Raw genomic sequence first — 14,153 nt, forward strand, 5'->3', positions numbered from 1 at the left:
ACCACCGCCCCCGAGGTTCAGGCGTGCCTGCTGGTCACTCCGCCGTCGACGACCAGGTGCGAGCCGGTGATGAACGAGGCTTTGGGCGACATCAGGAAGGCCACCGCCGCGCCGACCTCGGCGGGGTCGCCAAGCCGGCCCAACGGTGCGGCGGCTTCGAAGCCCTGGCGCACCTCGTCGACGTCCAGCGCGATCTGCAGCATCGGGGTGCGGATGAACCCGGGACACACCGCGTTGACCCGGATTCCGTCCGGGCCCAGCTGCGCGGCCATCGAGCGGGTCAGGCCGAGCAGGCCCGCCTTGGACGCGCAGTAGGCGGGGATGAACGGGTTCGCGGTCAGTCCCTCGATGCTGGAGATCCCGACGATGGCCGGTCCGGCGCCGGCGCGCGCGGCCTGCTGCAGGTGCGGCAGCAGAAGCTGCGCGAGGATCGCCTGGGCCTTGAGGTTGACGTCGAGGACGGCGTCCCAGGATTCCTCGGTGTAGGCGCCGACCGGTTCGGGGATGACCCGACCGGCGGCGTGGACCAGTCCGTCGATGCCGTCCAGTTCGGCGGCCGCGGCGTCGACCGCCGCGCGGCACGCCGAGCTGTCACACACGTCGAGCACGGCGTGCGGCATGCCGAGTTCGGCGGCGACCTCGGCCACGGCCGGGGCGATGTCCCACAGCGCCACGCGGCGCCCGTCGGCGATCAGCGCCTCGGCGGAAGCCCGGCCGATTCCCGATGCCGCCCCGGTGACCACGATGCCGCTCATGCGTTCACTCCTTGCCCGAAGCCCGCAGCTCCGCACTCGGCGGGTTGTCGAACCAGAGGTTCTCCTCACGCAGCCGGCTGCTGCGCCATCCGCTTGCGGTGCGCACCATAACGTGGTGGTAGTAGCCCCCGCATGCGCTTGTCTCATTCGCACCGGGCAGGAGCATCGGGTTGTAGAACATCGCCGTCACGGTGGCGGTGTCACCGTCGATGTCGACATCGACGTTGGTGATGTAATGCTGGGTCATCGGCATCAGCGCCAGGCAGCGTTCGAGCCAGGCAGACACCTCGTCGCGCCCGCCGACCGGCCCGCCGGCGGAGCGGTAGTCGATCTGCGCGTCGTCGGTGAACAGCGAGCGCCACAGCTCCCAGTCCTTGCCGTCGACGGCGCGCGCGTAGCGGGTGAGTACCCCGGCGATCTCGAGTTCGTCACTGATGCGCTGCAGATCCATCCCTCACCCTTTGTTGAGAAAGCCTCTGTGCCGCTTGGCTTCCGCCGACGCGGTGGCGTCGATGATCGCCCGCACCGTGCGCCGGCAGCGACCGCATTCCGCGCCCGCGCCACAGGCCTTGGCGACTTTCTTGGTCGTGGTCGCCCCGGCCTCGACCGCCTCGGCCACCACTTGGCTGGTGACCCCGTTGCACAGACAGACGAACATGGTGCGCGCTCAGGCGTTCTCGTCCATGCGCATGATGTGCTGCAGCCGGCCGACGAAGACCGGCGGGTAGGCCCCGATTCCGGTGCGGCCCATCCACTCGGCCGCGACATCGGGGTGGTCCACCCACGCGATCGCGTCGGCCTCGTCGTCGAGTTCCTGCAGGATCATCAGTTCGTGGTCGTCGTCGAAGGCCTGGAAGATCCGGACCGCGCGCACCCCGGCGGCCGCGAATCGCGGCAGTCCGTCGTGTACTCCGCCGATCAGGGCCGGGACGTCCTCGATCGCGGCGATCGCGCCGACGATCACCCCCGGCGGCGTGTCCCCCGACGGCTCGACCAGGGTGACTTTGTCCACCGTCTCACCGGCGAAGATGGCCGGAATGTCGTCGAGGCCGACGGCATCGAACCAGTTGAGAAAGACGCGCGAGCGCAGCACCTGCAGAATCGGCTCTTTGCTGCGCAGCGAGATCGTCACCATGACCCGGCCATGATCCCGCATCGAGGTGTAGACCAGGACGTAGTGGGCACCGAGGTCGGCGAGCGCGGACCTGCTGCGCTGCAGCACCGGCCACACCCGGCTGGGGTCGGGCACCCGGTAATCCATGGCGAGAACGAGCGTGTGGAGCTGACCATCCGCGGTGCCGTTCACGCCGACACCCGCCTAGTCGCTGGCCGGCAACGGTTTTGCGGTCTTCTGTTCCAGCAGCGTGGTGCCCACGCTCAGGCTGCCCGCGCCGGCCTTGGTGACCAGGAGCTCGGCGCCCTCGGCGTCGACGTAGCGCTTGCCCATCACGGTGCCGCCGGAGAATTCCGGATCCAGTTGGACTCCTTCAGTTTTCGCGGCATCGAGCGGGATCATCGGGACACCGCCGGCGCGCAGGTCGTCGAGGCTCTCCGACGAGCGCACGACGATCACCTGGGTGTCACAGACCTGACTCTGCAGCCGGGTGCCGGTCTTGATCATGGTTGTCCCTCCTGGGGTCTAGGTTGCGGTCGGCGACGTGAGCTCGTCGGCCAGCTGGCGGCGCAGCACCTTGCCGGTCGGTGTGGTGGGCAGTTCGTGGCGGAACACCACCCGGTCGGGTGTGCGTGAGCCGCGCAGCTGGGCGCGCACATGGGCACGCAGGTCTTCGGGGTCGGGGGTGATGTCGGCGACCGGCACGACCACGGCGACCATGATCTGGCCCCATTCGTCGTCCTCGACTCCGACGACGGCGACGTCGCGGACGTGCGGATGTTCGACGAGCACGTCCTCGACCTCGGCTGGGGCGATGTTCTCCCCACCGCGGATGATCGTGTCGTCCGACCGCCCACCGATGAACAGATACCCATCGGCGTCGAGGTAGGCGACGTCCTTGGTCGGGAACCAGCCGTCGGCGTCGAGCACCGAGCCGATCTCGGCGTAGCGCCCCGACACCTGATCACCGCGCACGAAGAGCTCGCCGACCTCTTCAGGCCCCAGGACCGTGCCGTCCTCGGCGCGAATCTGGACCTCGATCCCCGGCACCGGCTGTCCGACGGAGCCCAGTCGCCGGCGCGCGACCTCGTCGTCGGCCCGGTGGGCCGACCGGTGATCGTCGGGGGTGAGCACGGCGATGGTGGAACTGGTTTCGGTCAAGCCGTAGGCGTTGACGAAGCCCACACCGGGCAGTAGTTCGAGTGCCTTGCGCACCAGTGGGAGCGCGACTTTGGAGCCGCCGTAGGCCAGGGTGCGCAGCGCGGGCAGCGGGGTGGGGCTGGCCTCCAGCTCGGTGATGATGCGGTCGAGCATGGTCGGCACCACCGTGGCACTGGTGACCTTCTCGGCGGCGGCCAGCGCGATCCACCGTCGGGCGTCGAACGTCGGCAGGTACACCATCGTGCGACCGGCGTACAGATTCGACAACGCCGCGCCGACACCGGCGATGTGATACGGCGGCACACAGATCAGTGCGGCGTCACCGGGCTCGGCGGAGGCGAACTCCACCGTCCCGGTCACATAGCTGGTGAGGTTGTTGTGAGTGAGCTCGACAGCTTTGGGCCGCGAGGTGGTGCCCGAGGTGAACAGCACCACGGCCACGTCGTCGGGGTCGGGGAACTCGGTGGCCGGTTCGGCGGTCGCGGCGGCGGCGATGAAGTCCTGCGATTCCAGCCGGGCGACGCCCAGACCCGCCACCACGTCGGCGTATTCGGCATCGAACACCACGAGCGGCTCGGGTAGCCGCTCGATCAGTTCGGCCAGCGCCTCACCGGAGAGCCGATAGTTCAGCGGGGTGAAGGCCCGCGCGGCGCGGGCTGAGGCGAAGATCAGCAGCGGCAGCATCGCGCCGCCGAGGCCCACGTACACCACGCTGCCCGCCCCGGAGGCGGCGATGACGCCCGCGCCGCCGTCGGCCAGGGAGTTCATCTCGCCGACGGACAACCGCTGGCTGTCGGTGACCACCCCCACCCGGTCGGGGTCGGAGGCTGCCATCTCCAGCAACAGTGCCACGCTCATCGATCGACTCCCCTGTCGCTCGCGATCAGATCGGGTTGAACTCGGAAATCAGCCAGCGACCGTCGGTCTTGGTCAGCTTCACCATCACGCTGCTGGTCGCCAGCGCCGGGTCGGGCCGATCCTTGCTCGTGGTCACCTGATTGACGAACACCAGCACCGTCGCGTTGTCGGGATTCAAGTCGGAGACCGCCGCGCGTGCGACGGTCGCCTCGGTCTTGACGCCCTTCTGCTTGGCTGCCGGTGCCACGATCTGGTCGGTGAATTGGCTGTAGTACTTGAGGAATTCACCGGTCAGGTGCGACTTCGCGTTGGCGAGATCCTTGTCCAGGGTGTCCGGCGCATAGCTCAGCAGCGCCACCGTGCCGTCGCGTGCGGCGTCAGCGACTTGTTTCTGCCGTTCTTGCATCTGGCTGTCGATGGATGCGGTGCTGAACAGCTTCAGGCCGAAGGCCTGCTGGTCCGGTCGGTACAGCCACCAGTACACCCCGCCTGCGGCGCCGGCGGATGCGACCAGCAACACCACGAGCAGGATCGCCGCCCAGTGCCGGCCGGCCCAGCCCAGGGCACCTCGTCGGGCTCCGGACTCCTGCGGGTCGGTATCGGCCACCGCCTCGTCGCTCGCGGCGACCTCGTCGACACCGGCCGCGTCGAGTTCCGTTGCGGTGGAACCCTCGTCGGCCACGGTTACCTCGGTGTCCTGGTCATCGGTGTGGCCGCTCTCGTCGGGCGACTCGGTCTTGTCACTGCTCATGGCACGAACTCCACATTCGACATCTTGTATTGGTCCCCGTCGCGCGCCACCGTGACGCTCATCCGCCAGGCGCGCGGATCCTGATGTGCCCCATTGACGTTCGTCACCGTCGAGGACGCCGCCAGCAACACGACTGCGGTATCGCCGGCGTCCTTCTCCAGTGCGGCCGACTTGACCGAGCCGACGGTCACGGCCTTGGACTGCTCGGCTGTCTTCACAAAGTCGTCTGCTCCGCGGGAAAAGTCCGCCTTGAAGGTGCCGGTGGACAAGTCGATGACGTGCTGGACGTCCGCCCTGGCACGGTTGTAGTCGATCGACAACAGCGCTATCACCCCTTGCCGCGCCGCCTCGACCAACTCGGCTCGGTGCTTCTGTTGCGCCGCGACCTTCTGGTGGGCCAGAACCATCAGGCCGGTCACCACCAACGCCGCGATGGCCACGATCACCGTCGCGGCGACCGCGACGGTCACCGCCCCGATGCTCGCCCACCATCCACGGGGCTCGAGTTCGACGTCCTCGAGGTCTTCGTCGTCGGTTTCGGTGTCCTCGGTGTCCTCGGTGTCCTGGGCGGCCCCGGCGTCGGGTTCCACGCCCCGCAGCCGCGCTGCGGTGGCCTTGGCCCGGGCCGCCTCGGCGAGGGCTTCGGCCTCCGCGGCCTCGGCCTCGGCGAGCTCGGCCAGCGCCTCTGCGACAGCATCGTCGTTGAGCTCAGCCACCATGGCACTCACACACGTCGTTCGCGTTCGGCACGCGGCGCACTACAGCCGCTGAGCGTCGCATGTCGAACTCCTCTCTGGTCCAAACATCCCGCCAGCGTACGGGCGAGCGCTGGGCGATCGGCCACGCGCACGGCCGACGCGCGACAACTGATGAGAATGAGATTATCACCAGACGATAAGACACTTGCTGCTGCCCGCGGTTACCACCCTCCGATACCGGAGAATTAGTGCGGAAATGGCATTTCCGATAACTCAGCGCAGCTGATCCTTCATCACCTTGCCGGTGGCATTCAGCGGCAGGGCATCGACGAACACGACGGTGCGCGGCACCTTGAATCCGGCCATCCGCTCCCTACTCCAAGCGATCAGGTCCTGCGCCGACACCTCGCGATCGCCCTGGAGTACCACGAACGCCTTACCCACCTGGCCGAGGCGTTCGTCGGGCACGCCGATCACGGCGGCCTGCGCGACGGCCGGATGTTCCATCAGGAAGCCTTCGATCTCGGCCGGGTAGGCGTTGAACCCGCCGACGATGAACATGTCCTTCTTGCGACCCACGATCTTGAGGCGCCCGGAGTCGGTGAAGCTGCCCAGATCGCCGGTGTGCAGCCAACCATCGGCGTCGATCGCTTCGGCGGTCGCCGCCGGATCGTCGAAGTAGCCCTGCATCACGCTGTACCCGCGCACCAGCACCTCGCCGTCCTCGGCGATGCGCACCTCGACACCGTCGCACGGCACGCCGGCCGTGGTGGCGACATCCTCGATCGAGTCCCCCGGCCGAGACAGCGTCGCCGTCCCCGCCTCGGTGAGGCCGTACCCCGTGGCCAGCGTCTGAAAGGGCAGCTCGTCGTGCACCCGCCGGATCAGCTCGACGGGGATGTCGGCCGCCCCCGTCACCCCGGCCCGCAACGTGGCCAACTTGCTCTTGTCCGGTACCGCCAGCAGCGAGTGGTACAGCGTCGGCGGACCCGGCAACATCGTGATCCGCTCGGTCGCGATCAGTTCCACGACGCGCTCGATGTCGAAGACCGGTACCGGCACCATGGTGGCGCCCCGGATGAACGACGCCAGGCAGCCGGCCTTGTAGCCGAACGTGTGGAAGAACGGGTTCACGATCAGGTAGCGATCCCCGCGGCGCAGGTCGGCCAGGTCGCACCACTCGGCGTACATCCGCAGGTTCTGCCGGTGGTTCATCATCACGCCCTTCGGGCGGCCGGTGGTGCCCGAGGTGTAGATGATGTCGGCGATGTCGGTGCCGCTGAGCTCCCGCTGCAAGGGTTCGCCGTCTTCGAGGAAGCCGGACGTCAGGTCGATCGCCGGCACACCAGGTGGGGCGGCGAAATCCTCTCCCAGGAAACCTTTCTCGATCAGGACCGCCTTGGCGCCGCTGCGGGTGATGATGTCGGCGGCCTCGGCCTGTTTGTAGCGGGTGCTGACCGGGACCACGATGCCGCCTGCGGTGAGCATGCCGAACGCCGCGATCATCCAGTGCGCGGAGTTGGGCGCCCAGATCGCGACCCGGTCGCCCTTGTCGACGCCCAGCTTCGCGAACGCGCCTGCCGCACATCGCACGCGGTCGGCGACCGCCGCGAACGACAGACGCAGCGGGCCGTCGACGACCGCTTCGGAGTCGCCGAACTCCTCCGCGGCGCTGCAGACCATCTCGGGGATGGTCTGCCACCCCGGCTCGGTTGGCCGGCCCGCTTGTGTCACACCGTGACGAGTCGGGACAGGTTGCCGCCCATGATCTTTGCCTGATCCTCGGCGGGCAGATGCTGCAGTGCTTCGACGTAGTAGGTCGGCTCGGCCAGCCCTTCGGGGTGCGGCCAGTCCGAGCCGTACAGCACCTGATCCACGCCGACGAGCTTGACCAGATCGTCGATGCCGTCCTCGAAGAACGGGCTGACGTGGATGCGGCTCTTGACCATCTCGACAGGATCGCTCGGGAACGCTTCCGGCGCCTTGCGGAAAACCTCGGCCAGACCGTCCAGCAGTGGGGTCATCCACTTCGAACCGGCCTCGACGATCGCCACCTTGAGCTTGGGGTGCCGGTAGAGCGCGCCGTGAATCACCCACGAGCCCACCGAATCCTGGATCGGCCGCCACTCGTTGAGGATGCCCATCGCGTTGGTCTGGAAGGGCAGCATCTCCTGGTCGGCGCCGTCCCATTCCGAGGTGTACCGCGAGTAGCCGCTGTCGGAAGAGTGCATGCCGACCAGCAGGTCGTACTCCACGACCCGCTCCCAGAACGGATCGAACTCGGGCAGCGCGAACGAGCGCGGACCGCGGAAGCCGGGCACTGGGGCCGGGCGCACGAGGATGCAGCGGGCGCCACGCTTGACCACCCACTCCAGCTCTTCGATCGCCTTCTCCACGATCGGCAGGGTGATCACCGGCGTGGTGAAGATGCGGTTCTGGTAGTTGAAGCCCCACACCTCGTCGAGCCATTGGTTGAGCGAGTGGACGAGGACGTGGATGGCGACCGGATCGTCGCGCAGCCGCTCCTCGATCAGGCTCGCCAGAGTCGGGAACATCAGGGTGCGATCCAGACCCAGCTCGTTCATCACCTCCAGGCGCGGGCCGGGCTCGAAGAACGCCGGGATGGCGCGCATCGGCTCGCCGAAGAGCTCACGCTTGGTCTTACCGTCGGGGTTGCCGTACTTGAAGTACTCCTCCCACGCCCCCGGCCGGGCCACCACCTCGAAGGTCGGGTTGGGAATGTAGTTGCTGATCTGACCGCGCAGCGCGATCTTGGTGCGCCCGTTCACCTGGACGTACTGGACGAAATCCTTGTACTCCTTCGGCAGGAACTTGGTCAGCGCCTCCGGCGGTTCGTAGAGGTGGTTGTCCGCGTCGAAGATCGGAAACGGCACGTCTACCCGGTGCGACAGTTGACCCATGAAATCCTCCTTATGCAGTTGGGGAGAATCATATTCTCATCAACGAGGTCGAGGCAATACGTTCCCGGCGATGGACACCGGGGCGGCGGCCCCGAATCACGCCGGCGGCGCGGTTCCGATCACTCCGGCCGCCTGCAGCTGCGCGATCTGCTCGTCGGACAGGCCGATGGCGCGCAGGATCTCGGCGTTGTGCTGACCGAGCAGTGGCGCAGGCCCGGGGTGCACCGGCCGCGGTCCGCGGGAGAGCCGGAACGGCATCGTGGCGAACCGTGCCGGCGCGTTCACCGGATGGTCGAGGACTTCGAAGAACTCGCGCGCGACGAGCTGGTCGAGTTCGGTCTGCCGATGCGGCTGCATCACTTTGGCCACCGGAACGCCGGCCGGCCACAGCGCGTCGACGATCTCGTCGCCGCTGCGCGACCGGCACCAGGTGCCGAGGTGGCCGTCGACGACGTCGGCCAGCGCCCGCCGGCCGCTCGTCGTGTCGAGCGCGGGATCAGCCGCCCAGTCCGGGTCACCGAGTGCCGCACGCACCGCCCGCCACTGGTCGTCGGTTTCGACCGCCAACGCGACCCAGGAGTCGTCGCGGCCGAACTCGTCCCGGTCGGCTGTGCGGTAGAGGTTCTGCGGGGACGCGCTCGGGCCGCGGTTGCCGGCGCGCTGCAGGATCGCCCCGTACGTGCTGTACTCGATGATCTGTTCGCACGCGATATGCAGTGCCGCATCCACCATCGCCGCCTCGACCAGCGATCCTTCGCCGGTGCGACGCCGGTGCTCCAGCGCGAGTAGAACCGCGTTGAGCGCGTGCAACCCGGCGTTCGGGTCGCCGACGGAATACGGCTCGTTGGGATTTCGGTCCGGGTAGCCGGTGAGCCAGCTGATCCCGGCGGCCGCCTCGATCACGTACGCGAACGCCGGGTTGTCCCGCCACGGCCCGTCGAGACCGAAGCCGGGCATGCGGCACATGACGACATCGGACCGGATCTCGCGCACGGCGGCGTAGTCCAGCCCGAGTTGGTCCAGGACCCGCGGGGTGTAGTTTTCGGCGACGACGTCGGCCGTGGCGATCAACCGGTTCAGCACCTCCCGGCCGCTCTCGGTGCCGAGATCGAGCGTGATGTCCTTCTTCCCGGTGTTCAGTGCCGCGAAGATCGGTTGTTTCTCCCACCAGTGGTCCTCGGTCACCGGCACGCCCGAGATCATCCGGGTACCGTCGGGACGGCGGGCGGATTCAACGTGGATCACTTCGGCGCCGAGCAGCGCCATCAGATGGGTGCAGGACGGACCTGCCCAGAAGGTGGTGAGATCGACCACCCGAATCCCGTTCAGCGGCAACTGCTCCGGGCCTTCCGCCGGCTGTCGAGGAGTGCGTGCAGCCTGCCGGTATCGGTCGGTGTGCTCACCGAGCCGTGGGGCCGGCGACGGGGGACGCAGTTCGACGCCGGAGATGCGGTACGGGTGGGCCGGCTGTCGAAAGCCGGCCGGATGCGTAACGAACGACCGACGGGCGGTGAAGTGTTCCAGGGATTCCACGGTGTCCGGCGTGGCCACCGGTGCGTTGGGGATGCGGAATGCGGTGGCGAGATCCCGCACCTCGTCACCGGTGTGCTCGGCCATCCAGGCGTAGAGGTCACCGGCTTTCTCGTTGGCCCGCTCGGTGATGGTCAGCGAGGTGTCTTCGTCGATCCAGTCTTCGTGTCCGGTCATGGCGCACAGGTCGAACCATTGCTGCGCGGTGCCGCAGCCCACGTCGACGAGGCCGTCCTTGGTGCGGGCGATGCCGGGCACGGTCAACCTGCGCGCGTCCCGCCACGGGCGGCCCAGCATCTCGAAGTAGGTCACCGGGTAATAGGTCAGACCCATGACGTGGCTTTCCAGCATCGACAGGTCGATCAGTTCACCGCCGCCACCTTGGCGCACCCGCATCCGGGAGGCCAGGATCGCCACGCTCGCGTAGCACCCCGACAGGTAGTCACCGACCCGGCCGCCGACGTACACCGGGGCCCGATCCGGGGCTCCCCGGCCCAGTCCGACGATCCCACCGGACCAGGCCTGCAAGGTGAATTCGGTGGCGGCGCGGCCACTCCACGGACCGTCGAGGCCGAAGTTCGTGATCGACGTGACGATCAGATGCGGGTGCGCGCTGTGCAGGGCCGCCGGAGCGAGTGCCTCGTGTTCGGTCAATGACGACCCGGGTGACCAGACGACGGCGTCCGCCCGCTCCAGTAACTCGTGTACCAGCCGCAGGTCAGCCTCGACTCCCCGGTCGGCCACCACGCTGTGTTTACCCCCGGCCAGAAACGAGAACAGCGCACCGTCGTCGTCGGAGCCGAGCTGCGCGCCCGACGCCGACCATCGTCGCAGCGGATCTCCTTCGGGCGGTTCGACTTTGACCACCTCGGCGCCGCCGTCGGCCAGGAGCTTGGTGCAGTACGCACCCGGAATGCCGGACGACAGGTCGACCACCACGAAATCAGTCAGCGGCATGTCCGCCATCACTGCTTCTTCTTCGAGCGGGACTTGGCCTTCTTGCGACCGGATTTCGACAATCGCCACTCCGGCGGGAACTTGCTGTCGTTGTCCTTGACGGCACCGGCCAGTCCGCTGTCGAGGCCCTGGTGCATGTCGAACTCGTCATCGTCGCGGGCGGCCGCACCGCCCAGCGACTCGAATGTGCTTCCCAGCAGACTGCCCAGGTACTCGCCCTGAAACTGCTTGAAGACTTCGAAGAACATCTTCTGCTGAAAGACGGTGTCGGTGGGCCGATTTCGGGCACACGCCAGCGCATAGCGCTCGACTTCGGCTTCGAGGTCGGCGCGCGGCACCACGCTGTTGAGAAAGTTGCACTCGTACATCTCGTCGGCGGTGAACGGCCGGCCGGTGTAAACCATCTCCTGGAACTTGCGGATGCCCATCATCTGGGTCCACCACCACATCCGCGGACCCCACCCGTAGTAGCGGAACGATGGATGGCCGAACAGCGCGTCGTCCGACGAGATCACGAGGTCGGCGTCGGCGGCCTGATAGAAGTGCCAGCCATAGCAGTAGCCTTTGACTTCCAGGATCGAGATCTTCTTGAAGTCCTGCAGGGTGCGAATACCCGACTGGGGGCTGGCATACCAGGCGCCCACGGTGGCGCCGCGCCGAAACGTTCCTTTCGGCGGGTAGTCCACCTCACCGGCAGCGATCCGAAATTCCGCCAGCCGCGGACCGTCGTCAGGTGCGTTCTGGTGTTCCATGAACTCCGGGAGGTCGGCTCCGCTGCCCAGATCGTCACCGGCGCCTCTGATGACCAGAACCTTCACCTGGTCGTCGACACCGGCGCGGTAGAGCAGATCCGAGTACCGCAACCGCGCTGCGGCAGTCGGGGCGTTGAGATACTCGGGTCGATCGAACGTGATCGTGGCGATCTTGGTCTTCGGGTTCTTCTCGTAACGGATGATGTCCTCGGCCGGTGGGCGCTTCGCGTCAGCCATTGCTCGTCGTGACGCTCGCCGCGGCGCTGAACGCCTGGCCAGACGTCAGTACCTCGCACCCGTCGGCCGTGATCAATACGGCATCGCGGGTGATCACCGATCCGACTGACTCCTCCCACACCTGGGCGGTGACGGCCAGCACCATCCCTTCCTCCAGCAGTTCGGCGTCGGCAGTGGCCCGCAGCTGTGGCGAGACAACCGGTGGGTCGAAGCCGAGCCCGAGACCGTGGGCCACCGGCATGACCGGCAGTTGCTCACCAGCGTCGGCGTAGGCATCCAACAGCGCGCTCGAAGGTGTACCGGGCCGGCATGCCTCGACCAGGCTGCCCCACAAAGCATCTCGGCGCCGGTAAAGGCCGCGCACGGCATCCGTCGGCTCGCCGACGTAGAGCGTGCGGGCCACTTCGGCGACGTATCCGTCGGCCAGTACCCCAGCCGACAACACCACCAGGTCACCCTCGCGTATCAGATCACCACCCTCGGCGCGGCGCCACGGATGCTCCTTCGACGTCACCCAGGCAGCCTCCTGGGTTGCCGGGGTGCTCACCCCACCGGCGGCCTCCGCCTCCAGCACCGCAGCGGTGATGACCTTTGTGGTGGTTGCCGGACCGAGCGCAGCCACACCTGTAGCCAGGCCCTTCTCGGCGATCGCCAGCGCGTGCCGCAACGCCCGAATCTCCTCGGGGGTCTTGACCCGGCGGGCAGCCTGCATGGCCTGTTCGGCGTCCACCAACTCCGCGTTCGGGAACGCCATCGGCAGCAATGTGGCGAAAGTCGGTGTCAGGGCGTCGGTGCCGACTCGACGTGCGGTATCGGCGCCCTTGATGCCCTTCAGGATCTCGACCAATGTCATGGGATTCCAGGCGAACCCGTAGAGGTTCTCGTGCGGGATCTCGTCGGGGATCCCCTCGTCCCACGTGCTGTTGAGGTGGATCTCGCCGGTGGCGCGCACGAATTCGCAGATCGGCCCGAACGGGCGGGTGCCCACCACCCACAGCTGGGGAGCACCGGAAACGTAGCGGACGTTGGCCTGACGACCGAGCACCAGCACGTCGAGGTCGTGGGCCTCCATCTGGGCGACGGCGCGCTCACGACGGCTGAGCCGCAGCGCCCGGGCGTCGGCCTCGATCTCAATTCCCATTGGACACCTCGTACGGATCGTAGGGATAGGCGGTCAGCGGCATCCAGCCGCCCTCGGTGACGACCACGATCTCCTCGCCGCGATAGCCGCCGGTGCCGTCCTCCCACACCACCGGCTCGAACACCAACAACATGCCGGACGGAAAGACGAAGTTGTCATCCCACTGCTGGCCGAGGTCCGTTCCGATCATCGGCATTTCGGCCGCGCTCGTTCCGATCCCATGGCCCAGATAGAAATGCGGCAGCCACGGCTTGTCCCCGCCGGCGGCGGCGATTGCCGCGCGTCCGAGGTCACCGCAGGTGGCGCCGGCCTTCGTGACCGCCAGCACGCGATCGACTATCCGGCTCCACTTGTCGAACTGGCGCTGCTGCGCCGGTGTCGGTTCCTGACCGACGATCCAGGTGCGCCCGTGGTCGGAGCAGTAGCCGTGGTAGGAGATGGACACGTCGGTCCACAACACGTCGCCGCGCGCGAGCTCGCGCTCGGTCGTCAGCAGCGGAAGGGCGAGATCGCCGGTGGTGGTCCAGGTTCCCTGCGCCTTCGAGGCAGGCATCACCTGCCAGATCGAGTCGAACATGTTCGTGGTCGCGCCGAGTTCGAAGGTACGACGGACGAATTCCGCGGACAGGTCGATCTGACGAGCTCCGGGTGCCAGCGATTCCTGAATGCCGGCAACGGCCAGTTCGGTGATCTGGCAAGCGCGACGGATGCAAGCAATCTGGTCGATGGTCTTGACCAGTTTCGCCGCACCGATCACCGGGGCGGCGTCGCTCGGCGCGATGGGGAACAACGCACTGCCCGCACGTCGCATGGCGCCAGTCAACTCATCGGTCGCAACGACCGCATCCGCTGGGAGCAGTCCGGCCAAAATCTTCGCGAATTCCGCTACGCCCTCGTCGAATTCGAGGTAGACCGGCCCGTGCAGATGGTCCTCGGGCAAGTCGGATTCCATTGCCGCGCCTTCGCGGAACGGCAGGAACAGGTGCGGATACTCATCGTCGGCCAAGACCACCGCCACGGGCCGCTCGACATGCGACAAACCGGCGTCCGCCAGCGGCCAACTGATACCGGTGGCGTAGATGACGTTGCCGTTGCCCAGCAGCACCAGCGCGTCGACGCCCTGATCGGCCATCGCGGCATGCAGCCGCTCGCCGACTTCACTGCGCATCCTGGCGAAGTCGGGCTCGGCCGGAATGTCCAGCCAGGTGTACCCGGTCCGGGCGATCTGGGTGACCCCGGAATGGGTGGACGTCGTGGTCATGATTCGCTCGCAAGGGC

The 14,153-nt window shown here is 67.5% G+C and carries 14 protein-coding genes; all 14 read right to left on the reverse strand.

The window, feature by feature from the left end:
* Nucleotides 1-17: 17 nt before the first annotated feature.
* Nucleotides 18-755 (reverse strand): SDR family NAD(P)-dependent oxidoreductase, encoded by a 738-nt coding sequence (locus MSZK_RS01255; RefSeq protein ID WP_099244030.1) that lies wholly within the window; start codon nt 753-755, stop codon nt 18-20.
* 4 nt (nt 756-759) lie between these two features.
* On the reverse strand, nt 760-1,206 hold the full coding sequence (locus MSZK_RS01260; RefSeq protein ID WP_099244032.1) for a nuclear transport factor 2 family protein: 447 nt from the start codon (nt 1,204-1,206) through the stop codon (nt 760-762).
* A gap of 3 nt (nt 1,207-1,209) precedes the next feature.
* A complete protein-coding gene (locus tag MSZK_RS01265) occupies nt 1,210-1,413 on the reverse strand; it encodes a bacterioferritin-associated ferredoxin (RefSeq protein ID WP_099244034.1) in 204 nt (67 codons plus the stop codon).
* Nucleotides 1,414-1,422: 9 nt separating this feature from the next.
* Nucleotides 1,423-2,016: a fatty-acid--CoA ligase gene (locus MSZK_RS01270; RefSeq protein ID WP_099244104.1), complete on the reverse strand. Its 594-nt coding sequence runs from the start codon at nt 2,014-2,016 to the stop codon at nt 1,423-1,425.
* Nucleotides 2,017-2,073: 57 nt separating this feature from the next.
* Nucleotides 2,074-2,376: a hypothetical protein gene (locus MSZK_RS01275; RefSeq protein ID WP_099244036.1), complete on the reverse strand. Its 303-nt coding sequence runs from the start codon at nt 2,374-2,376 to the stop codon at nt 2,074-2,076.
* Between the two features lie 18 nt (nt 2,377-2,394).
* Nucleotides 2,395-3,888 carry a class I adenylate-forming enzyme family protein gene (locus MSZK_RS01280; RefSeq protein WP_099244037.1) on the reverse strand — a complete coding sequence of 498 codons (1,494 nt, stop codon included), beginning with the start codon at nt 3,886-3,888 and terminating at the stop codon, nt 2,395-2,397.
* 25 nt (nt 3,889-3,913) lie between these two features.
* Nucleotides 3,914-4,639, reverse strand: a complete 726-nt coding sequence (locus MSZK_RS01285; protein WP_099244039.1) for a twin-arginine translocation pathway signal — start codon at nt 4,637-4,639, stop codon at nt 3,914-3,916.
* Nucleotides 4,636-5,367, reverse strand: a complete 732-nt coding sequence (locus tag MSZK_RS01290) for a hypothetical protein (protein WP_142389828.1) — start codon at nt 5,365-5,367, stop codon at nt 4,636-4,638. The genes MSZK_RS01285 and MSZK_RS01290 overlap by 4 nt, the downstream gene beginning before the upstream one ends.
* Nucleotides 5,368-5,610: 243 nt before the next feature.
* Nucleotides 5,611-7,071 (reverse strand): FadD3 family acyl-CoA ligase, encoded by a 1,461-nt coding sequence (locus MSZK_RS01295; RefSeq protein WP_255414173.1) that lies wholly within the window; start codon nt 7,069-7,071, stop codon nt 5,611-5,613.
* Nucleotides 7,068-8,258 (reverse strand): amidohydrolase family protein, encoded by a 1,191-nt coding sequence (locus MSZK_RS01300; RefSeq protein ID WP_099244045.1) that lies wholly within the window; start codon nt 8,256-8,258, stop codon nt 7,068-7,070. The genes MSZK_RS01295 and MSZK_RS01300 overlap by 4 nt, the downstream gene beginning before the upstream one ends.
* A 96-nt stretch (nt 8,259-8,354) precedes the next feature.
* Entirely contained in the window at nt 8,355-10,754 is a 2,400-nt protein-coding gene (locus MSZK_RS01305; protein WP_099244047.1) for a CaiB/BaiF CoA-transferase family protein, read from the reverse strand.
* Nucleotides 10,754-11,734, reverse strand: a complete 981-nt coding sequence (locus tag MSZK_RS01310; RefSeq protein WP_099244049.1) for an enoyl-CoA hydratase/isomerase family protein — start codon at nt 11,732-11,734, stop codon at nt 10,754-10,756. Before MSZK_RS01310 ends, MSZK_RS01305 begins: the two co-directional genes overlap by 1 nt.
* Nucleotides 11,727-12,875 carry a Xaa-Pro peptidase family protein gene (locus tag MSZK_RS01315; protein ID WP_099244051.1) on the reverse strand — a complete coding sequence of 383 codons (1,149 nt, stop codon included), beginning with the start codon at nt 12,873-12,875 and terminating at the stop codon, nt 11,727-11,729. The genes MSZK_RS01310 and MSZK_RS01315 overlap by 8 nt, the downstream gene beginning before the upstream one ends.
* Nucleotides 12,865-14,136, reverse strand: coding sequence for a Xaa-Pro peptidase family protein (locus MSZK_RS01320; RefSeq protein WP_099244053.1), 1,272 nt, complete (start codon nt 14,134-14,136; stop codon nt 12,865-12,867). Before MSZK_RS01320 ends, MSZK_RS01315 begins: the two co-directional genes overlap by 11 nt.
* Nucleotides 14,137-14,153 lie beyond the last annotated feature (17 nt).

The organism is Mycobacterium sp. shizuoka-1 (genome assembly GCF_002723835.1).
GTDB lineage: Bacteria > Actinomycetota > Actinomycetes > Mycobacteriales > Mycobacteriaceae > Mycobacterium.